The sequence below is a fragment of the Rhodococcus sp. Chr-9 genome, assembly GCF_000801125.1.
In the GTDB taxonomy this organism is placed as follows: domain Bacteria; phylum Actinomycetota; class Actinomycetes; order Mycobacteriales; family Mycobacteriaceae; genus Rhodococcus; species Rhodococcus pyridinivorans.
In genome coordinates, this window is record NZ_JTIZ01000053.1 from 18,290 (window position 1) to 43,339 (window position 25,050).

The window sequence follows — 25,050 nt, forward strand, 5'->3', positions numbered from 1 at the left end:
GAACGAACGGATCCGACACGTGCGACCGGGGAGCACATTGCTTCCGTCGCAGCCGCGTCGATCACGGTGATCCAGCGATATTGCGGTTCACCCTCGCCGAGACAACTCGAACCACTTTACCGGACGACGTCGATCAGGGACAAACAGCCCTGTCGTCGACGCGCGTGAGCTTCACGACCGGGCGATGTCGTGAACCGAGGCGAGGAACCTGTCGACGTCGGCGGGGGAGACGAAGTAGTGCGGCGACGCCCGCACCACCGACTGCAGGTCGCGCGAGGTCATGTCCAGCAGCGTCGAACTGCGGCTGCTGACCGTGACCGTCACGGACCGCTCGGCCAGGGCGTCGCGGACCTCCCGCGGGTCGCGGCCGTCCACGGTGAACGAGACGATGCCGCTGCGCTGCTCGCCGAGGTCGGTGACGGTGACGCCGTCGATGCCCGCGAGCCCCTCGCGCACGTGCCCGGCCCGGTAGGCCACCGCCTCGGCCACGGCGTCGACACCCAGATCGAGGAGATAGTCCACGGCCGCGCCGAGCCCGAGCCGGGCCGCCACTCCGGCCTCCCACATCTCGAAGCGGGTGGCGTCCGGAGCGAGTTCGTAGCTGTCGGCCGAGGTCCACGAGGCGCTGTGCAGGTCGAGAACGGCCGGTTCGAGTTCGCTCACCAGGCGCGGCCGCACGTAGAGGAAACCGGTGCCGCGCGGCCCGCGGAGCCACTTGCGCCCGGTGCCCGACAGTGCGTCGACATCGAGTTCGGGCACGCTCACCGGCAGCTGCCCCACCGACTGGCACGCGTCGAGCAGCACGAGCGCCCCGACCGCGTGCGCGGCGTCGGCGATCTCCCGCACCGGGTTGACCAGCCCGCCGTTGGTGGGGGCGTGCACGACGGACACCAGCCGCACCCGTTCGTCGAGCATCCCCTCGAGCGCCTCGACGTCGACGCGGCCGGACGGATCGGACGGAACGACCTCGACGGTGGCGCCGGTCGCCCGCGCGCGCTGCAGCGCGGCGATCGCGTTCGCGGCGTATTCGGCCTGCGAGATCAGGATGCGGTCGCCGGGTCGCAGCGGCACCGCGTAGAAGAAGGACGTCCACGCCCGCGAGGCGCCGTCGGACAGCGCGAGGGAGGTCTCCGGCACGTCGAACAGGCGGCCGAGCGAGGTCTTCACGGCCGTCAGGTCGTCGAGCCGTTCGTCGGCCGCCACGTACCCGCCGATCTCGGCCTCGCGGCGCAGGTGCGCGAGCATCGTCTCGAGCACCGGTGCCGGGGGCAGCGACGAGCCGGCGCTGTCGAGGAAGACCCGGTCGAAGCATCCCGGTGTGTCGCGTCGGGCCGCCTGGAGGTCCAGCACGGGCCGCTCACCTCCTCCGTCGTCCGTATCGTCGGGGTCGAGCCTGCCCGGTGGAGTGCGTTCGCGCACGCACCGGTGCGTTATCCGCGCGTCGTGTCCCCCGGCGGGTTAGTCTCGACCGCAGACCTGGCGCACCGGCCGAGGGGGTGGACGAATGGCAATGGCAGTCGATGCCGCAGCCTCCCGTGCCCGCAAGGACCTCGGCTCCCGAGCAGCAGCGGAGGACCACGTCCGCAGCAGGGCATTCCGGCTGGGAATCCCCAGGCTGATCGGGGTCGAGCTCGAATGGCTCACCGCGCGGGCCGACGGCACCGAATCGCGTCCCGAACTCACGAGGCTCGTCGAGGCCCTCGGGCCCCACGCGCCGCGCACGGTAGCGCCGTCGTCGTCGGCCCGTCCTCTGCCGTCGGGCAGCGCGGTCAGCGTCGAGCCGGGTGGTCAGATCGAGCTGTCGAGCGTGCCGTGCACTTCGGCACGGCAGGTGTGCGATCGGCTCACGGCCGACCTCCGCATGCTCCGGGCGTTGCTGGCCCGCCGGTCGGTGACCATGCTCGACCGCGCCGCCGACGAGGTGCGGCCTCCCCACCGTCTGCTGCGCACCCCGCGCTACGGAGCGATGGAACTCCGCTACGACCGGATCGGCCCGATGGGCCGGTTGATGATGAACAGCACTGCGTCCATACAGGTTTCCGTCGACGCGGGACGCGACGAGGCAGAGGTGGTGCAGCGCTGGGAGTTGCTCCACGCCATCGGCCCGGCGATGATCGCGGCCTTCGCGTGCTCGCCCCGGCTGCGAGGTGCTCCGGAGGGCGACTGGGCGTCGCAGCGGATGCGCACGTGGCTCGAACTCGATCCCGCCCTCGGTCACGTCGACCATCCCGCCGACTACCCCGCATGGGTGCTCGACGCACCGCTGACCTGCGTGCGTTCGGAAATGCCCGAATGGTACGCACCGCCCGGCGCCACCTTCGCGGCGTGGCTCGCGGGCGAGCTCGACGCCGACATCCACCGTCGACCCACCATCGACGACCTCGACTACCACATGACGACGCTGTTCCCGCCTGTTCGTCCGTGCGGGCATCTCGAGGTGCGTTATCTCGACGCCCAGCCGGCCGAGTCGTGGCAGGTGCCCGTCGCGGCTCTCGAGGCGTTGCTGTCGGCGCCCGAGGTCTCCGCGGAGGCGTGCGCGATCGCCGCGCCGGTGCGCGACCAGTGGTCCGAGGCGGCCCGCGTCGGTCTCGCCTCGCTCGAATTGCGTGCTGCCGCAGCGGGTTTGCTCTCGCTCGCGGCGGAGTCCTCCCGCGACATGCGGTTCACCGCGGCGCTCGACGCGGCCGCGGCACGGTGCCTGCGCGGTCTGGCGCCGGGTGAGGAGGTGCGGTGACACCTGCTCGTGTTGCGCTCAGGCGGCACCTCGAGCGGGCGCGTGCCCGCACCGAGGTACTCGCCTCCGTGCCGGAACAGGATCTCACCGCACAACATTCGCCGTTGATGAGCCCGCTGGTGTGGGATCTCGCGCACATCGCCAACCAGGAGGAGCGCTGGCTCGTGCGGGTCGCGGGCAGGCGCCCTGCGGTTCGCGGCGACATCGACGATCTCTACGACGCCTTCCGGCATCCCCGCGCGACCCGCACGGGGCTGCCACTGCTCGACCCCGACGCCGCCCGCCGTTACGCGCGTGCCGTCCGCGAGCTCACCTGGGATGTGCTCGAAGACAGTGCATTCGACGACGATCTGACCCGCGAGGGTTTCGTCTTCGCGATGGTCGCGCAGCACGAACAGCAGCACGGCGAGACGATGCTCGCGACGCACCAGTTACGGCAGGGTCCACCCTTGCTCGACGCGCCGGAAGCGCCGCGCACCGGAACCGTCCGCGACACCGAGCGTGTCCGGATCCCCGCCGGCGCATTCGAGATGGGCACGTCCACCGATCCGTGGGCCCTCGACAACGAGCGCCCGGCACACGTCGTCGAGGTGCCGGAGTTCGAACTCGACGCGGTGCCCGTCACCAACCGCCGTTACCTCGGGTTCGTCGAGGACGGCGGGTACGAGCGGCCCGAACTGTGGAGCGAGGCAGGTTGGCAGCACCGCCTCGACGCCCGTCTCGAGGCCCCGCAGTTCTGGAGTCGCGACGAAACCGGATGGAGCCGAACGGCCTTCGGCCGCACGATGCCGCTGCACCCGGACGAGCCGGTCGTGCACGTGTGCTTCCACGAGGCGGAGGCGTTCGCCCGCTGGGCCGGTGGACGTCTTCCGACCGAGGCCGAATGGGAGAAGGCGGCACGCTGGGATCCGGCCACCGGGCTCAGCCGCCGATTCCCGTGGGGCGACGAGGATCCCGGTCCCGACCACGCGAATCTCGGTCAGCGTCATCTCGGTCCCGCCGTCGTCGGCGCGTATCCGCAGGGAGCGTCACCGCTCGGGGTGCACCAGCTGATCGGCGACGTCTGGGAGTGGACGTCCACACCGTTCACCGGCTATCCGGGCTTCCGCGCGTTCCCGTACCGCGAGTACTCGGAGGTCTTCTTCGGCGACGGACACCGGGTTCTGCGCGGAGGCTCGTTCGGAACCGACGAGGTCGCGTGCCGCGGAACCTTCCGCAACTGGGATCTGCCGATCCGCCGTCAGATCTTCTCCGGGCTCCGCGTCGCGTACGGGACGGGCGATGTGTAGACATCTGGCGTACATCGGGCCGGAGACGAACGTCGCGGCACTGCTGTCCACCGGAACCAACTCGCTGCTCCGCCAGTCGTGGGCGCCCACCGACATGCGTGGGGGAGGCACGATCAACGCCGACGGATTCGGTGTCGGATGGTGGAGTGCCGAGGGCACCTTCGGGCGCTACCGGTCGGCGTTGCCGATCTGGTCCGATCCCTTCGTCGGTGAAGGCCTGACGTCGATACGGTCGCGCACCGTCGTCGCCGCGACCCGCTCGGCCACCGAGGGGATGCCCGTCGAACGGTCGGCGGCCGCGCCCTTCTCCGACGACCGGTGGGCGTTCAGTCTCAACGGTGTCGTCCGGGGCTGGCCGGGATCGCTCGTCACCCTCGCCGGCGCGCTTCCCGTCGCCGAACTGCTGCAGCTCGAATCACCGACCGATGCTGCCACGCTGTGGCTCCTGCTCCAGTCGCGCCTGCGCTCGGCCGATCCCGAGCCGGCGCTGATCTCACTCGTCCACGACGTGCTGGAACTCGCACCGGAATCACGGTTGAACATGTTGCTGTGCAACGAATCCGGGATCTGGGCCACCGCCTGGTACCACTCGCTGTGGACGTTCGTCGACGAGCAGGTCGCGATCGTGGCGTCCGAACCGTTCGACGACGACAGCCGCTGGAAACCCGTACCCGACCGGCATCTCGTCGCCGCGATGCCGGGCAAACTCATCGTCTCACCACTGGAGGTCGGTTCACCGTGATCGTCGACGTGCATCTGCGCCCCGAGGACCTCGACGCCAAACTGCGCGAGGACGCACGGCGCGGACTCACGTCCGATCCCAAGTACCTGTCGCCGACCTGGCTGTACGACGCGCGGGGCAGCGAACTGTTCGACGAGATCACGCGACTGCCCGAGTACTATCCGACACGCACCGAATTCGCGCTGCTGCGACAGCACGCCGCCGACTTCGCCGATGCCGCCCGCCCCGAGATGCTCGTCGAACTCGGCTCCGGGTCGTCCGAGAAGACGCACGTGCTGCTCGACGCCCTCGAACCGTATCTCCACACCTACGTGCCGCAGGACGTCTCCGAACCGGCGTTGCGGTCGGCCGTCACCCGGCTGGCGGCGGAGTATCCCAACCTGACGGTGCACGGGGTTGTCGGCGACTTCACCGATTCGCTCACGCATCTGCCGGCCGGCGGGAAACGCGCGATCGCGTTCCTCGGCGGCACGATCGGCAATCTCGTCCCGAGCGAACGCGCACAGCTCCTCGCCGGGACGGCCGCGATCCTCCATCCCGGCGAGTGGCTGCTCCTCGGCGCCGGTCTCGTCATCGACCGCGACACCCTGATCGCCGCCTACGACGACGCGGCCGGCGTGACGGCGGAGTTCGACCGGAACGTCCTGCGGGTGCTCAACGACCGGCTCGGCGCCGACTTCGATCCCGCCCGGTTCGTGCACCGTGCCGTCTGGGACCCGGAGAACGAGTGGATCGAGATGCGCCTCGAGGCGACCGAGGCGATGGACGTGACGATCCCGGGTCTCGACCTGCAGATCTCCTTCGTCGAGGGTGAGCAGATCCGGACCGAGATCTCCGCGAAGTTCCGCCTCGTCGGAATCTCGCAGGAACTCGCCGACGCGGGATTCGTGGTCCGGCACGAATGGGTGGATCCGGACGGACGGTTCGTCCTGCTCGCCGCATCCCGGGAGTAGTCCTCGAAAGGCGGCCGACGAGCCGATTCGACTTCCGCCGCGCCCACACGGGACGCTGGAGGACATGGCGTCCTCCCGTCCCGTCCTGACGACCCCGGTCCTGTTGCTCATGGCCGTGGCGACGGGTCTGTGCGTGGGTGGCAACTACTTCAACCAACCGCTGCTCGACTCGATCGCCGAAGCACTGGACACCTCCCGATCGGCCGCCGCCTCCACCGTGACGGTCGCGCAGGTCGCCTATGCTCTCGGCCTGCTGTTCCTCGTGCCGCTCGGCGACATGTTCCCGCAGCGGCGGCTGGCGGTGATGCTCATGCTGGCCGCGGCGGCGGGGCAGGGGCTGAGCGGATTCGCGCCGAACATCGGGGTGCTCGTGGTGGGCACCGCTGTCGCCGGTCTGTTCTCGGTGGCCGCGCAGGTGCTGGTGCCGTTCGCCGCGACCCTCGCGACGCCGGAATCGCGGGGTCGCGCGGTCGGCACCGTGATGAGCGGGCTGCTCGTCGGGATCCTCGTGGCCCGGAGCGTCGCGGGCATCCTCGCCGAACTCGGCGACAGTTGGACGACGGTCTACCGGGTGAGCGCGGTCGCGATGGTGATCGTGGCGCTCGCGTTGTGGCGGGTGCTGCCGGCGACGCCACCGGTGGTCCGTCAGGGTTACGGAAGCACGCTGCGATCACTCGGGACGTTGATCGCCACGCATCCTCGCCTGCGCACCCGGACCCTGCTCGGCGGGCTGGGTTTCGCCTCGGTGGGCGCGTTGTTCTCGACGATGGCGTTCCTGCTGTCCGACCCGCCCTTCGGCCTCGACGACCTGCAGATCGGGCTCGTCGGGCTGGCCGGGGTGGCCGGTGCGTTCGCCGCGACCGCGGCGGGCCGGCTCGTCGACCGCGGTTACGGACCGCCGACGACGGCGGTGGGAGTGTTCACGCTGATCGCGTCGTGGGCGGCGCTCGCGGCGGGTGCGAGCTCGCTGGTGTGGTTCGTTGTCGGGATGCTCGTCGTCGACCTCGCGCTCAACCTCGTGCACATCACCAACCAGAACATCGTGTACGCCCTCGACCCCGACGCCCGCTCGCGCGTCAATTCCGTCTACATGACGGGCTACTTCATCGGTGCGGCGTCCGGTTCGGCGCTCGGCACGATGGCGTGGAGCGCCGGCGGGTGGACCGCGGTGTGTGTGCTCGGTGTCGGACTGGCGGCGCTCGCGGGTGTCGTGTGGGCGCTCGATCTTCGGCTCACCGCCCGGATGCGTGCGCGTTCGGCTACAGCGACCGGCGGACCGGCAGCAGCCTGAGATCGCGCGCCCGGCCGATGGCTTCCACCCGCGTGTGCACGCCGAGCTTGCGGTAGATGCTGCGCAACTGGGTCTTGATCGTGTTGTGCGAGACGAACAACTTCTTCGCGATGTCGGCGTGCGTCGATCCCAGCGCCAGCAACTCCAGCACGTCTGTCTCCCGCCGGGACAGTTCGACATGGGTGACCGGTTCGGTGAAGACGGACCCGATCGCCTCGTCCGGGACGGTGAGACCGCCGGGCTCCGCGAGACGCCCGGCGACACCCTCGGCCAGAGTGGTGAAGGCGCGGCGGTTGCCGAGGGCCTCGGCGAGCGTGCAGGCCCGCTGCCAGCTGCGGACCGCGGCGTCCTTCTTGTCGAGATCGAGGTGGGCGCTCGCCTCGATGAGCAACGCCTCGACATGTGCGCGCGGGAAGCCGCACTCCGTCCACGGAACACGCTTGAGCTTCTTGAGCGCGATCTCCGGATGACCGGTGAACAGTTCGACACGCGCGTTCGTCACCACGAGCATCGGATGGGTCTGCGGCGACTCCTCGGCGAGGGCGCGCGCGAGGTTGCCGTTGCCGAGCGCCAGCTGCAGGTCGATCTCGGCGGCCCCGAGCAGGATGCGCGAGAACGCGCCGCGGTCGAACAGATCGTGGTGTGAAGCGATGAGGCGGTGCAGTTCGGTGAGTCCGTCGTAGGCGTTGCCCGCCGCCAGGTTGTAGTAGGCCCGGCCGTAGGCGACGAATCCCCAGAGTTCCTCCGAAACCCGCGGGACACCGAGCTCGTCGAGATATCCGACGGCACGGTCGAGCTCGAGCGAGTCGAGGTGGACGAGCGCGGACGCCACGCGACCACCCACCTTGACCATCTCGCCCCAGCGACCCTCGGTGGGCTCGGCGTTGCTCTCGATGCGCAGCCATTCCCGGGCGCGCGGATTGTCGCCCGTCACCGCCCAGTTCAGCGCCGAGCTGCCCGCGGCGTTCTGGATGACGAAGGCGATGTTCACGGCGTACGCACCGCGGTAGGCGCGGCGGAAGACGGTGGTGGACTCGGTCAGATATCCGGCGAGCTGGAGCGTGATCGCCCACTGCACGCGCAGCAGCGGCAGTTGCGGACCGAGATCGTCGGGCCGGTGTTCGAGGATCGAATCGACGAGCGGACGCAACAGCAGCGTCAACCGCGCGGCCTCACCGAATTCGCCCGAGACCCGCAGGGTCAGGGTCTGCACCGTCGCGACGTAGAGGGCCTGCGCGGCGCCGGGTGTCTTCCCGAGCTCGGTGAGTTCGTCGGGATCCGCGGGCAGGGAGGCGTGCAGGATCGAATGTTCGTCGAGCATCTGTGTGAACAGCGCGCGACCTGCCTGGACCGACGGATGGTCGCCGAGCTCCTGGTCGGGGATCTGCCGAAGCACCTTGACGAGAACGTCGAAAGAACTGTCGACCATGCGCGCCCAGGATTCCTCGACGATCGCCACGGCGGTCTCCCAGTCGCCGGCCTCGACGGCATAGATCGACGCCTCGGCGGGCCTGCCGGCGTCGCGATGGGCCCGGGCGAGTTCGACGAGCAGGGCGTCGACACGTCCGGGTTGCTCTCGGCGGGAGATGTCGAGCACGCACGAGCGGACGGCGTCGGGCCACCGCCACGTCCGGGGATCGTCGAAGGGCGAATCCATCAGGAGGCCGGCCGCGGCGAGCGTCGCGAGTGCGGCCTCGGGGTCCGCCGCGCCCGTCAGTTCGGCCGCCCGCTCGGCGGTGACGCTGTGGGCAGCGGCGACCGAGAACGCGAACTCGCGGTGCGCGTCGTCGAGTTCGTCGAGCAGGCTCTCCACATACGTCCGCACGAGGCGGGCCAAGGCCGGGGTCGGCAGTCCACGGGAGTCGATCAGGCGCTGGGGCCGGCTCCGGGCGACGGCCGCGGCCGCCGAGACCAGGGTGGGCACACCACCGAGCACGCGACACACGACCTCGCACTCGCTGTCGGAGCGCTCCGGTCCGGCGTCGCGCAACAGCGTCGTCGTCTCCTCGATGGTGAACGCGAGATCGGCCGCCGGGACGTACGTGGAGTCGATCCCGCGGAGGACGACCTCGGTCATGTCGGTGCTGTTTCCCGGCAGGCAGACGATCGCATCGAGCAGGGGGCACCGGTCGAGCAGCCGAAGGGTTGCTTCGAGCACCTCGGCCGAGTTCTGCGGCGACACACAGGCGAGCACGAGCAGGCAGGGCGACCCCAGATCGCGGAAGGTACGGACCACGCGCTCGAACGGGGAATCGTCGGGACCGTCGCCGGCGACCTCGACGGCCGGGTGATCGGCGAGGACCGCGAGCACATGCTCGGGCAGGTCGCCGTCGCCGGACGCCGTGAGTTCGGGAACCCAGACGATCGTGTGGTCGGGTGCGCCGCCCCGATGGAGCCATCCCGCGACGAGCGTCCGCTTGCCGAAACCCGAGGGAGCGTCGATCACCGTCAGCGTGGAGCACCGGTCGAGACACGCGAACAATCGGGGCCGCGCCAGAGCCGAGGACAAGGAACGCCACGCGGGTGCACCGACGCGAGGGGAGTCGGAAACACTCACGCGCACTCCTTCGGAAGGCTTCAGCCCGGATCTGCACAGGCGGGAAGGCCCGAGCAGTGCCCCCGACAGGCTCTTGGTCGATCACAGACTACCTGGTCCGTTGTCGTGAGGTGCGGTAACGACAACCGTCGTGACGTGCGGTAACGACGGCAGCCCCGGCATCGGACCGTCGAGCGGACTCGACGGAGCGGGACGGGGCTGCGGTGGTGTGAGCCGGCGACTAGCTGCCGGATGCGCTCAGACGTGCCTTCTCGAGTGCGGCGAGGGTGCGCAGGATCGTCGCCTTCTGCTTCTCCAGATCGCTGCGGCGGGCGCGGGCGGCGAGGCCGTTCTGCTCGGCGACGAGCGCGAGCTGCGCGTCGATCGCGGAGAGCTGATCGAGCAGCGCGAGGGCCCGGGTCTGGATCTCCTCGACGTCCACGGCGCCCGTCCGGACCGGAGCCGCGGACTTCGCCGGCTTGGCCGAAGCGGACGAGCTGCGGGTCGCGGAGGCCGGACGCGTCGACGTCTGCGCGGAGGAACCGGTGTGGCCCTCCGTGATCGCGGCGGCGCGGGGACGCAAGGCCTTGCGCACGAGCGCCGGGTCGGGCTGCTCGGCGAGACGGATGTCGTTGAGGGCGCGGCGGGCCTCGCGGGCGGCGAGGCGGTGCTCGTATTCCTCCTCGTCGTCGGACTGCAGGGTGCCGCCGATGGGGCGCAGGCCGTACATGCCCATGAACTTGCGGGCCTCGTCGATGACGGCTTCGTGCTTACGGCATGTGGCACAGCGAGGTTCGTTGCGGAAGACCTCGACAGAGTCGGTGTCGCCGCACCAGACGCACGCACCCGGCGACCATCGTCGGACCGTTCGGATTGTCGCGTTTTCCGTAGGGGCTTCGAGAGTTTGCGCGTCGGTCACGAGGTGCCACTTTAGGTGAAAGCCGAGTTACGCAGGGGAGGGGGGTCTCGCACGACCTGCGACGATTTCACGCGGCGTGACGAAGATCATCCCCGTCCCGGCGCGTCCTTCAAACCATTGCGCCACACAGCATTTCCATACCACCCGGTCTGCCGGATCACGTTGTGGTAGCAGCGGTGAGCCAGCGCACCAGCGGCCGGAACTCACGCCACGCCGAACGCACCTCCTCGAGGGTGCGCGGACTGTCGATCCACGGCGGGGAGATCTCGGTGCGACCGGCCCACAGCGACCGGTGACGCATGAGTTCGATGCGGGGATGATCGGCGCCCACGCCGCGCGGCCGGGACTTCAACCGGTCGCCGCCGATCTCGTATCCCGCGCGTTCGAGCTTGCGCACGATCCTCCCGAGCTCGGGGCCGCGACGGTCGTGATCGACCCCGGTCCGGTAACCGGCGATCTGATCGGACGAGCCGTGGAACAGGCCGGCGGCGACCCGCAACCCGGCGGCGTTGATCTCGACGTAGTAGCCGACGCTCTGCGCGACGGAGGCGAATCCGCCCTGGTGGGTCTTGTACGGCAGCTTGTCCTTGCTGAACCGCACGTCGCGGTACGGGCGGAAGGCCTTGCCCTCCCCGAACTCCTCCTCGAGTTCCGCAAGTAGGGCAAGCATCGGGCCGCGCACGCAGTCGTCGTAGACGGCTTTGTGCGCGGCCCAGAATGCTTTGCTGTTGTCGGCCTCGAGATCGTCGTAGAAGTCGAGGGCCGCGACGGGAAATCCGGTGAACACCCGGACAAGTCTGCCCCGTCGTCGAGCGGAAGGTCAGGCGACCCCGTTGAACAGCGAGGTGACCGAGCCGTTCTCGAAGACCTCGCGGATCGTCTGCGCGAGCAGCGGAGCGATCGACAGCACGGTGAGGCAGTCGAACTGCTTCTCCGGCGGGATCGGCAGCGTGTTGGTGACGATGACCTCCTTGGCGCCGCACGAAGCGAGGCGCTCGGCGGCCGGGTCGGAGAGCACACCGTGGGTGGCGGCGATGATGACGTCGCCCGCGCCGGCCTCCTTGAGGATCTTCACGGCGCCGGCGATGGTGCCACCGGTGTCGATCATGTCGTCGATCAGGATGCAGGTGCGGCCCTCGACCTCACCGACCACGCGGTTCGACTTGACCTGGTTGGGCACCAGCGGGTCGCGGGTCTTGTGGATGAACGCCAGCGGCGCGCCACCGAGGGTGTCGGCCCACTTCTCGGCCACCCGCACGCGACCGGAGTCGGGGGAGACCACGGCGATGTTCTCGACGCCGTACTTGCCGCGGATGTACTCGGCGAGCTGACCCTGTGCGTGCATGTGGTCGACCGGACCGTCGAAGAAGCCCTGGATCTGATCGGTGTGCAGGTCGACCGTGATGATGCGGTCGGCGCCGGCGGTCTTGAGCAGATCGGCGATCAGGCGGGCGGAGATGGGCTCGCGGCCGCGGTGCTTCTTGTCCTGACGGGCGTAGGGGTAGAACGGCAGGATCGCGGTGATGCGCTTGGCCGAACCACGCTTGAGCGCGTCGATCATGATGAGCTGCTCCATGACCCACTGGTTCAGCGGGAACGGATGGCTCTGCAGCACGAAGGCATCCGAACCGCGCACCGACTCCTCGAAACGCACGAACGTCTCACCGTTCGCGAAGTCCCGTGCCGTCTGCGGGGTGAGGGGGACGCCCAGTTCCTTCGCGACCTGCTCTGCCAGCTCGGGATGGGCCCGGCCGGAGAAGAGCATCAAGTTCTTCTGGTTGTCGATCCAATTGGTCACTGGTTCTGGCCGTCCTTCTGGCGATCGTGGTCGTGCGGCTGCTGTGCTCTCGATGCTGCCTCGGCAGCGGGGGTACCGGCGCGATTTCGCTGGACCCACCCGTCAATATTGCGCTGTGGCGTACCCGACACCGCCAGCGCCCCCGGAGGAACGTCGCGACGGAGTACTGTTCCGGCGCCCGTGTAGGCGCCGTCGCCCACCGTGAGGGGAGCGACGAACATAGTGTCCGACCCGGTCCGGACATGCGATCCGACGACCGTGCGGTACTTCTTCACCCCGTCGTAGTTGACGAACACGCTCGATGCCCCGATGTTGGAGTGCTCGCCGATCTCCGCGTCGCCGACATAAGTGAGGTGGGGGACCTTCGAATGCGCTCCGATCTGCGCGTTCTTCGTCTCGACGAAGGCACCGAGCTTGCCGCACGCGCCGAGTTCGGTGCCGGGGCGCAGGTAGGTGAACGGGCCGACGGTGGCCTCCGCGCCGATCACGGCGTCGGAGCCGTGGGTGCGCACCACGGTGGCGCCGGCGCCGACCTGCACGTCGGTCAGCGTCGTGTCGGGGCCGACCTCCGCGTCGTCGGCGATCACCGTGCGGCCGCGCAACTGCACACCCGGGTGGATGGTGACGTCGGCGCCGAGCACGACGTCGACGTCGATCCACGTCGAAGCCGGGTCGATCACCGTGACACCCTCGCGCATCCAGTGCTCGAGCAGGCGCCGGTTGAGTTCGGTGGTCAGTGCGGCGAGCTGGACGCGGTCGTTGACGCCGGAGACCTGCACCGCGTCGTCGGTGTGGAGTCCGCGGACGGTGTGGCCCTCATTGCGGGCGATCTTCACGACGTCGGTCAGGTACAGCTCGCCCTGCGAGTTGTCGGCGCTCAGCTTGCCGAGCGCGGATCGCAGCGCGGCCGCGTCGAAGGCGTACACGCCCGTGTTGATCTCCTGGATCGCGCGTTGCGTCGGCGAGGCGTCCTTCTCCTCGACGATCCCGGCGACGTCGCCGTCGGTGGTGCGCACGATGCGTCCGTAGCCGGTCGGCTCGGACACCGTCGTGGTGAGGACGGTGACGGCGGCAGGTTCGGTGTCGAGGTGCGCGTCGAGCAGTTCCTGCAGGGTGTCGGAGCGGAGCAGCGGGACGTCGCCGGCGGTGACGACGACCGTGCCGTCGAAGTCGTCGGGGAGGGCACCGAGGCCGCACTCCACGGCGTGGCCGGTGCCGAGCTGTTCCTCCTGGACGGTCACCCGGATCTCGCGGTCGAGATCCGCGGCGACGGCGCTCACCTCGGCGGAGACCTCCTCGCGGCGGTGCCCGACGACGGTGACGAGATGGTCGGGTCCGAGTGCGGCGGCGGCGTACAGGGAGTGAGCGAGCATCGTGCGTCCACCGAGGGTGTGCAACACCTTCGGTGTCTTCGACCGCATCCTTGTTCCTGCTCCGGCTGCCAGCACGACGATCGCGGTCTGCACCTGCATGTAGCTCCCTCGACACGTTTCTGTACGCCGGTCCGTGCGTACACCGGGGAAGCGCTGAGGCTCCCCGGGACGGTTCCCGCTCCGCCGCCAGGACTCGAACCTGAACTATCTGAACCAAAATCAGAGGTGCTGCCGATTACACCACGGCGGATTGCCACACCCCCGCGGCGGAACCGGCGGGCGTGCGCCCCTGATCCTCGCACGAGACGGCGTCGACGTCGAACCTGGGGTGGCGCGATCGGGAATGGATAGGCTGTCGAACGTTCGAGTACGTCCCGCCGCCGAAGGAGGACCTGTGTCGCAGGCGTCGCAGAAGCGAACCGAGCGCACTCCGCGGATCCGGATGACGGGCACGCAGCGTCGGGAACAGCTCATCGAAATCGGTCGCGCCCTGTTCGCCGAGCGCGGCTACGAGGGCACCTCCATCGAGGAGATAGCCCAGCGGGCGCAGGTCTCCAAGCCGGTCGTCTACGAGCACTTCGGCGGTAAGGAAGGTCTCTACGCGGTGGTCGTGGACCGCGAGATGACCGTGCTGATGTCGATGGTCACCGAGAGCCTCACCCGCAACCGGTCGAGGATCCGCGTCGAGCGGGCCGCGCTCGCTCTGCTCACCTACATAGAGGAGCGCACCGACGGCTTCCGCATCCTCGTGCGCGACTCGCCGATGTCCGCCGAGGAAGGCACCTATTCGAGTCTGCTCAACGAGGCGATGCGTCAGGTGGGGAAGCTGTTGACCGGCGACTTCTCCCGGCGGGGGCTCAACCCGGAGTTCGCTCCGCTCTACGCCCAGGCTCTCGTCGGCATGGTCGCCACCACTGCGACGTGGTGGCTCGACCGCCGCACTCCGTCGAAGGAGGACGTCGCGGCCCACCTCGTGAACCTGTGCTGGAACGGCCTCATCGGTCTGGAAGCGGACCCGAAGCTCGGGGAACCCCCGGTTTCCGAATAGTCCTCTCGTTTCCGGGACCGTCTGCTCTCTACTTTCAGGTAAGCGGCGTTATCGTTGGGATACCCGTGAGAAGGCAGGCTGTGGTGGGACGACAAGTACGCGCAGAGGTGACACGCGAATCGGTGCTGCAGGGCGCAGCGACGATCTTCGTGCGCGACGGGTACGCGGACGCGAACCTGGGCGACATCATCGAGGAGGCCGGCGTCACCAAGGGTGCGCTGTACTTCCACTTCGGTTCGAAGGAAGAACTGGCGCGCGGGGTGATCGACTCCGGCTATCTCCGCTTCGAGGCCGCCGCCGAGTCCAAGATGGACCGCCGTTCCCCGGCGCTCGAGACACTGATCGACCTGTCGGTCCTGCACGTCGACATGTCCGAGACCGATTCCGTGGTGCGGGCGATGTTCCGGCTGCTGGTCGAGATCGGCGACTACCAGGGCACCGAGCACCGGCCCTACGAGATCTGGCAGAACAACCTGCAGGAGCTCGCGGCCCGGGCCGCCGACGAGGGCGACCTCGTCGAGGACGTCGACGTCCACGCGGTCTCCCTGCTGCTGCTCGAACAGGCGATGGGCGCCCGGATCATGGCGAACGCTCTCAAGGCGACCGAACGGCTCGCAGAGCAGACCGGTGCGATGTGGCAGATGATCCTGCCCGCGCTGGTGCCGGCGAACAAGCTCGAATACTTCCGGCAGTTCGTGGAGCGCCGTCTGCGGCTGCAGTCGTGACCTTCGGGCCGTTCTCCGCCGAGGAGGCCCCCGCGGCGCTGGCGGGTCTGCTCGACCGGTTCGGGTCCGACACCGCCGTGACGATCGGTGTCGTGCCGTCGTTGCTCACCATCGCCCAGGCCGCCGACGTCCTCGGCTGCTCCCGCCGGCACGTCGCGCGCCTGGTCGACACGGGCGCACTCTCCGCCGACTTCCACGGCCTGCACCGGCGGGTGTTGCGCTCCGACGTCCTCGACCTCGCGAAGCAGCAGGCGGAGGTGGTCACGACGGTCCTCGACGGACTCGCCGATCTCACGCGGCGCGAAGGACTGTACGACCCGTTCTGACAGCATGACGCGGCCCGCCGCGGCAGCACGGTACGGTCCGTTCCGACGGTTCGACGAAGGGTGACGATGCCGGTTCGAGTGGTGCTCGATGCGACGGTCCTCGCCCGCCCCCGCCTGCGCGATGTGGCGCTCGCCCTTACCGAAGACGGCCTCTACCAACCCTTCTGGAGCGACGGAATCATCGCGGAAGTGGACCGCCGACTGCCGCAGGAACTGCTGCGTCCCGCCCGCGACTTCCTCTTCGCCGAACTCGACCGCGCCTTCCCCGACGCCCGGGTGGTCTGGCCCACCACCGTGCTCCGCGAGGTGCCGCACGTGACGGGACCGAGGGAGGCACACGTGACCTCGGTGGCGCTGCTGTGCCACGCCGACGCCGTCGTCACCGCCGACCCCGAGCTCACCGGGGCACTGGAACGATCGGGTATCGAAGCGTGGACACCCGACGCTTTCGTCACCTTCGCGCTCGACGCCGATCCCGTCCGCACCCGCGCGGCACTGCTGAGAATGGTGCGCCGTCGCTGGCTCGCCGACGATGACACCCGGCGCGAGGCGGACGACGACGAACTGTTCGCACGGCTGGCCGAGTGGGCCGCGCGCGACCTCGGTGCAAACAGCGCCGACCTCCTCGCGCCCCCGGCGCGGTAGCGCGTTTCACGCCCCCGGCGCGGTAGCGCGTTTCACGCCCCGGCGCGGTAGCGCGTTTCACGCCCCGGCGCGGTGACGCGCGGGGAACAGCGGAATAGACTCGACAAGGTTCTCGTCCCACACTCAGGAGCGCCTTCCTTGTCTGCTGTGCCCCCGGCCGCTGTCCCACTGTCCGGATTGGCGCGGATCGCGCTGGCCGACGACAGACTGCGCAGGATCGGCGAGCTCGCCGGTTCCGCCGAACAGGAGATCGTCGCCCCACCCGCCGCGCGGCCGTTCGTCGCGGCGGCGCTGGCCGAGAAGACACCTCTGCTCGTGGTCACCGCCACCGGACGCGAGGCCGACGATCTCACCGCCGAACTCACCGAGATGTTCGGCGAGGGCGTCACGCAGTTCCCCTCGTGGGAGACCTTGCCGCACGAGCGCCTGTCGCCGAGCGCCGACACGGTCGGCCGTCGCCTGCACGTCCTGCGTCGCCTCGCGCGTCCCGACGATCGCGATCTCGGGCCCGCACTGCGGGTCGTCGTCGCCACCGTGCGGTCGCTGGTGCAGCCGATGGCTCCCGGACTCGGCGAGATCGACCCCGTCACGCTGCGGGTCGGCACCGAACACGACTTCGAGGAACTCGTCGAGCGGCTCGTCGAACTGGCGTACACCCGCGTCGACATGGTCGGCAAGCGCGGTGAGTTCGCGGTGCGCGGCGGCATCCTCGACGTCTTCCCGCCCACCGCCGACCATCCGGTCCGCGTCGAGTTCTGGGGCGACGAGGTCACCGAACTTCGCTGCTTCTCCGTCGCCGACCAGCGTTCGATCTCCGAGGTCGACGTGCCGGTGCTCGTTGCGCCGCCGTGCCGCGAACTGCTGCTCACCGACGAGGTCAAGGCCCGCGCCGCGCAGCTCGCCGAGGACAACCCGGCCGATGCGGCGCTCGTCGAGATGCTCGACAAGATGGCCGGCGGCATCCCCGTCGAGGGCATGGAAGCGTTGCTGCCGGTGCTGCAGCCCGGCGAGTTGCAGTTGCTCACCGACGTTCTGCCCGCCGGGGCGCACGTGCTGATCTGCGACCCGGAGAAGGTCCGCACCCGTGCGAGCGATCTCGCCCGCACCGGGCAGGAGTTCCTCGAGGCGTCGTGGACGGCCGCCTCGATCGGTGGTGCGGCGCCGCTCGACACCTCGAACCTCAACGGGGTGGACGGCCGGAAGCTCGATCTCGGCGCGTCGGCCTACCGGTCGCTGCGTCAGGTGCGCGAGGCCGCGCAGGCCGCGGGCAGACCGTGGTGGACGCTCAGCCCGCTCGCCTCCGGTGCCGACACCGAACTCGTCCTCGACGTGCAGCCGGCCCCCGAGGTCCGCGGCTCCGAGGACCTGCTGTCGATGCTGTTCGTGAACCTGCGCGCCCACGTCACCGCGGGGGGCCGCGCGGTGATCGTCGTCGCCGGTGCGGGCACCGGACAGCGCATCCTCGAGCGGCTGAAGGAGAACGAGGTCCCCGCCGCGAAGCTCGAACCGGGCACCGAACCGGTGCGCGGGCAGGTCGGCGTCATGCGCGGTTGCCTGCACGAGGGCGTCGTCCTCCCCGGCAACGACGACAACGTGGTGCCGGGGCTGGTGGTCGTCACCGAGGCCGACCTCACCGGTAACCGCGTGGTCACCGAGGGCCGCAAGACTCCAGTCAAGCGTCGCAACCAGGTCGACCCGCTCGCCCTGAACGCCGGTGACTTCGTCGTCCACGACCAGCACGGCATCGGCAAGTTCGTCGAGATGGTCGAGCGCACGGTCGGTGGTGCCCGCCGCGAGTATCTCGTCATCGAGTACGCGCCCGGCAAGCGGGGCCAGCCCGGCGACAAGCTGTTCGTGCCGATGGAGCAGCTCGACCAGCTCTCTCGGTACGTCGGCGGTGAGCTGCCGTCCGTCAGCAAGCTCGGCGGATCCGACTGGGCCAACACCAAGCGCAAGGCGCGCAAGGCGGTTCGCGAGATCGCCGGCGAGCTCGTGCGGCTGTACGCGGCGCGGCAGGCCTCGCCCGGCCATGCCTTCGCGCCCGACTCGCCGTGGCAGAAGGAGATGGAGGACGCCTTCCCCTTCACGGAGACACAGGACCAGCTCACGGTGATCTCCGAGGTCAAGGCCGACATGGAGAAGGCGGTGCCGATGGACCGCGTCGTGATCGGCGACGTCGGCTACGGCAAGACCGAGATCGCGGTGCGTGCGGCCTTCAAGGCCGTGCAGGACGGCAAGCAGGTCGCGGTGCTCGTCCCCACGACCCTGCTCGCGCAGCAGCACCTGCAGACCTTCACCGAGCGGATGGCGGCTTTCCCCGTGACGGTGAAGGGGCTGAGCCGGTTCACCGACGCATCCGATTCGCGCGCGATCACCGAGGGCATGGCCGACGGCACCGTCGACATCGTCGTCGGCACCCACCGCCTGCTCCAGACCGGGATCCGCTGGAAGGACCTCGGTCTCGTGATCGTCGACGAGGAGCAGCGTTTCGGCGTCGAGCACAAGGAACACATCAAGGCGCTGCGCACGCACGTCGACGTGCTCACGATGTCGGCCACACCGATCCCGCGAACCCTCGAGATGAGCATGGCCGGGATCCGCGAGATGTCGACCATCCTCACCCCGCCCGAGGAGCGGCACCCGATCCTCACCTATGTGGGTGCCTACAACGACAAGCAGGTCGCCGCGGCGATCCGCCGAGAGCTGCTGCGCGACGGCCAGGTCTTCTACGTCCACAACCGGGTGAGCTCGATCGACAAGGCCGCCAAGCGACTCCGCGATCTCGTCCCCGAGGCGCGGGTCGCGGTCGCGCACGGGCAGATGAACGAGGAGACGCTCGAGAAGACGGTGCAGGGCTTCTGGCAGCGCGAGTTCGACGTGCTGGTGTGCACGACGATCGTCGAGACCGGCCTCGACATCTCGAACGCCAACACGCTCATCGTCGAACGTGCGGATTCGCTCGGTCTGTCGCAGCTGCACCAGTTGCGCGGCCGCGTCGGGCGTTCGCGTGAGCGCGGCTACGCGTACTTCCTGTATCCGGCGGAGAAGCCGCTGACGGAGACCGCCTACGACCGACTCGCCACGATCTCGCAGAACTCCGATCTCGGCGCGGGTATGGCCGTGGCCATGAAGGACCTCGAGATCCGCGGCGCCGGTAACGTTCTCGGTGCCGAACAGTCCGGCCACGTCGCCGGCGTGGGCTTCGACCTGTACGTGCGGCTCGTCGGCGAGGCCGTCGAGGCATACCGGGCCGCGGCCGACGGCCGCACGGTCACCACCGACGAAGCGCCCAAGGAGGTGCGGATCGACCTTCCCGTCGACGCGCACATCCCGGCCGACTACGTCGCATCCGACCGGCTGCGCCTCGAGGCGTACCGCAAGCTCGCCGCCGCGAACGACGACGCCGCGATCGCCACGGTCGTCGACGAACTCGTCGACCGTTACGGTCCGCTGCCCGATGAGGTGCAGCGGCTCGTGTCCGTCGGCCGGTTGCGGTTGCTGTGCCGCGAGTACGGCCTCGAGGAGGTCGCGGTCACCGGCACCCAGATCCGGATCTCGCCGATGGAGCTGCCCGACTCGAAGCAGATGCGGCTCAAGCGGTTGTACCCGGGAGCGCAGTACCGCGCGACGAGCGGTCTCGTGCAGCTGCCGATCCCGCGGACCGGCGGGGTCGGATCGGATCGGGTGCGCGACGTGGCGCTGCTGCAGTACATCGCCGACTTCCTGCTCGCCCTCGACGGCAAGCCGCAGGGCTCGGTGGACCTGAACAGCGCGGCGACGGTGAATGCATGACCGACTACACCGCTCTCGCCGAGGCGGCGGCCGTGATGGACAGACTGTGGTCGTTCGGGGGATGGGAGGTCACCCAGACCCACGAGAGTCTGCGCCGCTATCTGATCGAGGAGACCTACGAGGTTCTCGACGCCGTGGAGTCGGGTGATCCGGACGAGCTCCGCGAAGAACTCGGCGACCTGCTGCTGCAGGTGCTGTTCCACTCCCGGATCGCCGAGGCGAACGGGCAGTTCACGGTCGACGACGTGGCGGCGACGCTCGTCGCCAAGCTGGCCGCGCGCAGCCCGCACCTGACCAACGGGCACACCGGTCCGCTCGACGTCGCGGAGCAGGAAGCGGCGTGGGAGATCGCGAAGAAGACGGAGAAGGCACGCACGTCGTGCCTCGACGGGATTGCGATGTCCCAGCCGTCTCTGGCGCTGGCTGAAAAGGTGATCGAACGTGCTCGGCGGGCGGGGCTGCCGAATCGACTCATCCCTCCGGAGTTGCGTACCGTTCGTATCGGCGAGGGCGGGGCGGAAGAAGCACTTCGCTCGGTCACTCTGAGGTTCATTGCGGCTGTCCGAGCGGCCGAGATCACCGCGCGGGACGAAGGACATGTGGACCGCGACCTTACGGCGGAGGAATGGTCGATGTTCTGGCCTCGGTAAGATATTAGATGAACCGCATTCTCGTACTGGAAGAACGAAGAAATTGCACCAAACACACATCTGGATTTTTGGGTAACTACGCGGTGACCGTCACGAACCCGTTACTGTTCGGAACAGTGTCCCCGTCGACCACGGCGCAGGCGCGGGGCTCCTGGGCATCGAGGGCCTTCTAGCCCCAGGCGCCGCGGCTGCGTGAATACCGCCAGTTCGCCTGCCACGCCATCGGATGCACTATCGCGTTCCAGAAGGCTCGGCCCATCGCCGTTGGTTGTTAACCATGGAGCGGGATGCCGGGAAGTAAGGGTGTCGATGATCTAACCGTTGACGAAAAATGCTTCCGTTCCAATGAGATGTGAGGCAAGATCGCCAGGGCACCTTCGTGAGATCTTCGCTCTCACCGAACACATGAAGGAGCCGTCGGTCAGCCGTCCTGCACAGTCGGGCGCCGCCTACGCCGACCGTGTAAGGGCCGGATCCGGCGTACCCGAGGTTTCCGTCGCTGCTGTACCTCTGATATCCGGACAGATCACCACAGGCACCCTGGGTTTCATCAAGATCGGTGATCGAGTCTGGACCGAGGACGAGATCTACACGCTCACCATGATCGCCGCCATGTTGACCCAGGTGCAGGCCCGAGTCCGCGCCGAGTGGGAACTACGCGACGCGGCCTTCCATGACGACCTCACGGGGTTGGCGAGTCGGCGTGCTCTTCTCGATCATCTCGAAAAGCGTCTGAGCCCGGAAGAACCGGGGCCGGTAGCCGCCGTGTTCCTCGACGTGGACAGACTCAAGCCGCTCAACGACTTTCTCGGCCACACGGCAGTGGACATCTTCCTGTGCAGGACCGCACAGAGGATGAGTCGGGTTTGTGGTCCCGACGACGTGGTGGCTCGTCTGGGCGGAGACGAGTTCGTGATCGTCTTCGGCGGTCCGCTGTCCCTCGAGGAAGCATGCGAGAAGGCCGAGGAACTGCGCTGGGTCGTCGGAATGTCGGTTCAACTCGGAACCCAGGTGGTGAGTCGATGTGCCAGCCTCGGCGTCGCAGTCGGTGAACCGGGCAGGCTGGATCCGGTGGGACTGCTCGGACGTATCGATGAAGCGATGATGCGAGCGAAGAGCAAAGGTGGTAACGGCGTCGAGGCCTATACCGAGGACATGCAGGGAGCCAGCGAACGTCGTAACCTCATCGAGCTCAGTCTGCGAAGGTCGATAGGCGATGATCAACTCGTTCTCGAGTACCAGCCGGAATTCGACCTGCGGAACGGGCGGATACTCGGTGTGGAAGCCTTGGTGCGCTGGGATCATCCGGTGCTCGGCCGGCTTCAGCCGGCGGAGTTCATCGAAGTCGCCGAATCCACGAACCTTGCGGGTGAGCTCGGTCGTTGGGTGCTGCGCACCGCTTGTGCCCAATTGGCGCAGTGGCGTCGAACGGTACCCGGACTGGAACTCCGTATGAGTGTCAATGTGTCGCCGGCGCAGTTGGTCGGTATCGGTTTCGTCGAGATGGTGGAGGAGATCCTGGAGGAGTTCGATCTCGGTAAATCGTCACTTTGCCTCGAGATCACGGAATACGTCGTCGTCAGCGACCTCGAACGGTCGCGCAAGACTCTGCGGCGTCTCGACCGCCTCGGAGTGTGCTGCGCGATCGACGACTTCGGTACGGGGTACAGTTCGCTCGCTCACCTCAAGTCTCTGCCGGTTCATGTTCTCAAGATCGACAAGGCCTTCGTTCTCAACCTGCAACGCAGTCCGAGCGACAGGGTCATCGTCGAGTCGATCATCGGATTGGCCTCCGCGTTCGGACTCGACGTCGTCGCCGAGGGGTTGGAATCGTCCGCGGCAGCGCGCACCCTGCTCGGCCTCGGTTGTTATCGAGCCCAAGGATTCCTCCTGAGCAAGCCGCAACCGCCCGCGGACCTCGAGAAGATGCTCCATATGAAGCAGATCGAACTCCCTTCCTCGGCAGTCGCCTCGGACATCTCCTGAAGGCTCTTTTCCGGGCCGCAGTGCCGCGACTTGGTGACGGCTCGGGCCCCGATCGTGACATTTGTGGAATATGGAGGGGTGCCGTCCGATCGAGAACCCCGACGCTGGCTGTGGCCGGTGGTCCTGCTCAGTGCACTCGTCGCCGTCGTCTTCGTGGCGGTCGAGTCCGCTCTGCACTCACCCCGGCCACCGTCCGTCGAGATCCCCGACGGCGTCCCGCCGGCACCCGGTCTGCCCGTTCCGCCCATCGACGTGAACGGTCCCGGCCGCACAGCAGCACAGCTCGCCGACTGGGCCGAATCACAGTCCCGCGAACTGGGCATCCCCACCACCGCACTCGAGGCGTACGGGCACGCGGCGGCCGTCCTGGCCGTCGGCACCCCCGACTGCGGCCTGTCGTGGACGACCCTCGCCGGCATCGGCAACGTGGAGAGCAGCCACGGACGGTTCGGCGGCGCCTCCCTCGGATCCGACGGCAGCGTCTCACCGCCCATCCGGGGTGTCCCGCTCGACGGCACCCGGGGCAACGCCGAGATCCGCGACACCGACGGTGGCCGCCTCGACGGCGACCCGGTGCTCGACCGGGCGGTCGGGCCGATGCAGTTCATCCCCGAGACCTGGGAACGATGGGGTGTCGACGCGAACGGCGACGGCATCGCCGACCCCGACAACATCGACGACGCGGCCCTGACCGCGGGCCGCTATCTGTGCGACCGCGGAGGCGACCTGACCACCGCGGAGGGTTGGACGAACGCTCTGATGGCCTACAACCGCTCCACCGAATACCTGATGCTCGTCCGCGACCGCGCCGCCGCCTACGGCGTGGGAGTGCGGCCGTAGACGGCACCGCGCCGGGCCTCGAGCGCGCCTGTGCCTCACACGCAGGTCGCGACCGTTAGGCTGTCCCCAGCGTGCAGACACCGCAGCGTGACAGTCCATCGAAGGAGAATCAGCCAGTGGCCATCATTGAGCAGGTAGGAGCCCGCGAAATCCTCGACTCCCGTGGCAACCCCACGGTCGAGGTCGAGGTGCTGCTCGAGGACGGAAGTTTCGCCCGCGCTGCAGTGCCGTCGGGCGCCTCCACCGGCGAGCACGAGGCCGTCGAGCTGCGTGACGGCGGCGAGCGTTACCTCGGCAAGGGCGTCGAGAAGGCCGTCGAGGCGGTTCTCGCCGAGATCGGCCCGGCCATCATCGGCCTCGACGCCACCGAGCAGCGCACCGTCGACCAGGCACTCCTCGACGCCGACGGCACCCCCGACAAGGGCCGCCTCGGCGCGAACGCCCTGCTCGGCGCGTCGCTCGCCGTCGCGAAGGCCGGCGCGGAGTCGTCCGGACTCGAGCTGTTCCGCTACGTCGGCGGCCCGAACGCCCACATCCTTCCCGTTCCGATGATGAACATCCTCAACGGCGGCGCCCACGCCGACACGGGCGTCGACGTCCAGGAGTTCATGGTCGCCCCGATCGGCGCCCCGACCTTCAAGGAATCCCTCCGCTGGGGTGCCGAGGTCTACCACTCCCTCAAGTCAGTGCTCAAGAGCAAGGGCCTGGCCACCGGCCTCGGCGACGAGGGCGGCTTCGCTCCCGACGTCGCGGGCACCAAGGCCGCGCTCGACCTGATCAGCGAGGCGATCTCCAAGACCGGCCTGAAGCTGGGCAGCGATGTCGCGCTCGCGCTGGACGTCGCGGCCACCGAGTTCTACACCGAGGGCACCGGCTACAAGTTCGAGGGCCAGAACCGCACGGCCGCCGAGATGGGCGCCTTCTACGCCGAGCTGCTCGGCCAGTACCCGCTGGTCTCCATCGAGGATCCGCTCAGCGAGGACGACTGGGAGGGCTGGGTCGCGCTCACCGAGGAGATCGGCGACAGGATCCAGCTCGTCGGCGACGACCTGTTCGTCACCAACCCGGAGCGCCTCGAGGACGGCATCGTCAAGGGCGCCGCGAACGCGCTGCTCGTGAAGGTCAACCAGATCGGCACCCTCACCGAGACCCTCGACGCCGTCGACCTCGCACACCGCAACGGCTACAAGACGATGATGAGCCACCGGTCCGGCGAGACCGAGGACACCACCATCGCCGATCTCGCCGTCGCCGTCGGCAGCGGACAGATCAAGACCGGCGCGCCCGCCCGCTCCGAGCGTGTCGCCAAGTACAACCAGCTGCTGCGCATCGAGGAGTCCCTCGGTGACGTCGCTCGTTACGCCGGCGAGCTCGCCTTCCCGCGGTTCTCCGTCGAGGGCTGA

The 25,050-nt window shown here is 68.8% G+C and carries 20 protein-coding genes and 1 tRNA gene; 14 read left to right on the forward strand and 7 right to left on the reverse strand.

Annotated elements, in window-relative coordinates:
• Positions 1-171: 171 nt before the first annotated feature.
• Positions 172-1,350, reverse strand: a complete 1,179-nt coding sequence (locus tag QR64_RS06335; protein WP_006553838.1) for an aminotransferase class V-fold PLP-dependent enzyme — start codon at positions 1,348-1,350, stop codon at positions 172-174.
• Between the two features lie 154 nt (positions 1,351-1,504).
• Between QR64_RS06335 and egtA the strand changes: the two genes are divergently transcribed.
• The 5 genes from egtA to QR64_RS06360 all read left to right on the forward strand — a co-directional run bounded on the left by egtA (position 1,505) and on the right by QR64_RS06360 (position 7,009).
• A complete protein-coding gene (gene egtA / locus QR64_RS06340; RefSeq protein WP_037216302.1) occupies positions 1,505-2,734 on the forward strand; it encodes an ergothioneine biosynthesis glutamate--cysteine ligase EgtA in 1,230 nt (409 codons plus the stop codon).
• Positions 2,731-4,023, forward strand: a complete 1,293-nt coding sequence (gene egtB, locus QR64_RS06345; protein WP_039584572.1) for an ergothioneine biosynthesis protein EgtB — start codon at positions 2,731-2,733, stop codon at positions 4,021-4,023. The genes egtA and egtB overlap by 4 nt, the downstream gene beginning before the upstream one ends.
• Positions 4,016-4,765 carry an ergothioneine biosynthesis protein EgtC gene (gene egtC, locus QR64_RS06350; RefSeq protein ID WP_006553841.1) on the forward strand — a complete coding sequence of 250 codons (750 nt, stop codon included), beginning with the start codon at positions 4,016-4,018 and terminating at the stop codon, positions 4,763-4,765. The genes egtB and egtC overlap by 8 nt, the downstream gene beginning before the upstream one ends.
• The gene (gene egtD / locus QR64_RS06355) at positions 4,762-5,718 is read left to right on the forward strand and encodes an L-histidine N(alpha)-methyltransferase (RefSeq protein WP_039584573.1); all 957 of its coding nucleotides are present in this window, start codon (positions 4,762-4,764) and stop codon (positions 5,716-5,718) included. Before egtC ends, egtD begins: the two co-directional genes overlap by 4 nt.
• A gap of 64 nt (positions 5,719-5,782) precedes the next feature.
• On the forward strand, positions 5,783-7,009 hold the full coding sequence (locus QR64_RS06360; RefSeq protein ID WP_039584575.1) for an MFS transporter: 1,227 nt from the start codon (positions 5,783-5,785) through the stop codon (positions 7,007-7,009).
• On the opposite strand, the gene QR64_RS06365 is transcribed toward QR64_RS06360, so the two are convergent.
• The 6 genes from QR64_RS06365 to QR64_RS06390 all read right to left on the reverse strand — a co-directional run bounded on the left by QR64_RS06365 (position 6,978) and on the right by QR64_RS06390 (position 13,885).
• Positions 6,978-9,566, reverse strand: a complete 2,589-nt coding sequence (locus tag QR64_RS06365; protein ID WP_039584600.1) for a helix-turn-helix transcriptional regulator — start codon at positions 9,564-9,566, stop codon at positions 6,978-6,980. The two genes, QR64_RS06360 and QR64_RS06365, sit on opposite strands and share 32 nt — an antisense overlap.
• Positions 9,567-9,786: 220 nt before the next feature.
• On the reverse strand, positions 9,787-10,464 hold the full coding sequence (locus tag QR64_RS06370) for a hypothetical protein (protein ID WP_006553845.1): 678 nt from the start codon (positions 10,462-10,464) through the stop codon (positions 9,787-9,789).
• 157 nt (positions 10,465-10,621) lie between these two features.
• Positions 10,622-11,251, reverse strand: a complete 630-nt coding sequence (locus QR64_RS06375) for a DUF2461 domain-containing protein (protein ID WP_033098259.1) — start codon at positions 11,249-11,251, stop codon at positions 10,622-10,624.
• 33 nt (positions 11,252-11,284) lie between these two features.
• Positions 11,285-12,262, reverse strand: coding sequence for a ribose-phosphate diphosphokinase (locus QR64_RS06380; RefSeq protein ID WP_039584577.1), 978 nt, complete (start codon positions 12,260-12,262; stop codon positions 11,285-11,287).
• The gene (gene glmU / locus QR64_RS06385) at positions 12,259-13,734 is read right to left on the reverse strand and encodes a bifunctional UDP-N-acetylglucosamine diphosphorylase/glucosamine-1-phosphate N-acetyltransferase GlmU (protein ID WP_033098261.1); all 1,476 of its coding nucleotides are present in this window, start codon (positions 13,732-13,734) and stop codon (positions 12,259-12,261) included. The genes QR64_RS06380 and glmU overlap by 4 nt, the downstream gene beginning before the upstream one ends.
• Positions 13,735-13,813: 79 nt before the next feature.
• Positions 13,814-13,885 (reverse strand) — tRNA-Gln (locus QR64_RS06390).
• 192 nt (positions 13,886-14,077) lie between these two features.
• Here QR64_RS06390 and QR64_RS06395 point away from each other — a divergent pair.
• The 9 genes from QR64_RS06395 to eno all read left to right on the forward strand — a co-directional run bounded on the left by QR64_RS06395 (position 14,078) and on the right by eno (position 25,050).
• Positions 14,078-14,683: a TetR/AcrR family transcriptional regulator gene (locus QR64_RS06395; RefSeq protein WP_024103232.1), complete on the forward strand. Its 606-nt coding sequence runs from the start codon at positions 14,078-14,080 to the stop codon at positions 14,681-14,683.
• A gap of 83 nt (positions 14,684-14,766) precedes the next feature.
• Positions 14,767-15,408 (forward strand): ScbR family autoregulator-binding transcription factor, encoded by a 642-nt coding sequence (locus tag QR64_RS06400; protein ID WP_033098277.1) that lies wholly within the window; start codon positions 14,767-14,769, stop codon positions 15,406-15,408.
• A complete protein-coding gene (locus QR64_RS06405) occupies positions 15,405-15,734 on the forward strand; it encodes a helix-turn-helix domain-containing protein (RefSeq protein ID WP_006553851.1) in 330 nt (109 codons plus the stop codon). The genes QR64_RS06400 and QR64_RS06405 overlap by 4 nt, the downstream gene beginning before the upstream one ends.
• 66 nt (positions 15,735-15,800) lie before the next feature.
• Entirely contained in the window at positions 15,801-16,379 is a 579-nt protein-coding gene (locus QR64_RS06410) for a PIN domain-containing protein (protein ID WP_039584602.1), read from the forward strand.
• Positions 16,380-16,517: 138 nt separating this feature from the next.
• Complete coding sequence (mfd, locus tag QR64_RS06415) at positions 16,518-20,171, forward strand: transcription-repair coupling factor (protein ID WP_039584578.1); 3,654 nt, start codon at positions 16,518-16,520, stop codon at positions 20,169-20,171.
• A complete protein-coding gene (locus QR64_RS06420; RefSeq protein WP_039584579.1) occupies positions 20,168-20,821 on the forward strand; it encodes a MazG family protein in 654 nt (217 codons plus the stop codon). Before mfd ends, QR64_RS06420 begins: the two co-directional genes overlap by 4 nt.
• Before the next feature lie 405 nt (positions 20,822-21,226).
• A complete protein-coding gene (locus QR64_RS06425) occupies positions 21,227-22,807 on the forward strand; it encodes a putative bifunctional diguanylate cyclase/phosphodiesterase (RefSeq protein WP_235367031.1) in 1,581 nt (526 codons plus the stop codon).
• A gap of 117 nt (positions 22,808-22,924) precedes the next feature.
• Positions 22,925-23,647: a lytic transglycosylase domain-containing protein gene (locus tag QR64_RS06430; RefSeq protein ID WP_039584580.1), complete on the forward strand. Its 723-nt coding sequence runs from the start codon at positions 22,925-22,927 to the stop codon at positions 23,645-23,647.
• A gap of 116 nt (positions 23,648-23,763) precedes the next feature.
• Complete coding sequence (gene eno / locus QR64_RS06435) at positions 23,764-25,050, forward strand: phosphopyruvate hydratase (protein WP_006553858.1); 1,287 nt, start codon at positions 23,764-23,766, stop codon at positions 25,048-25,050.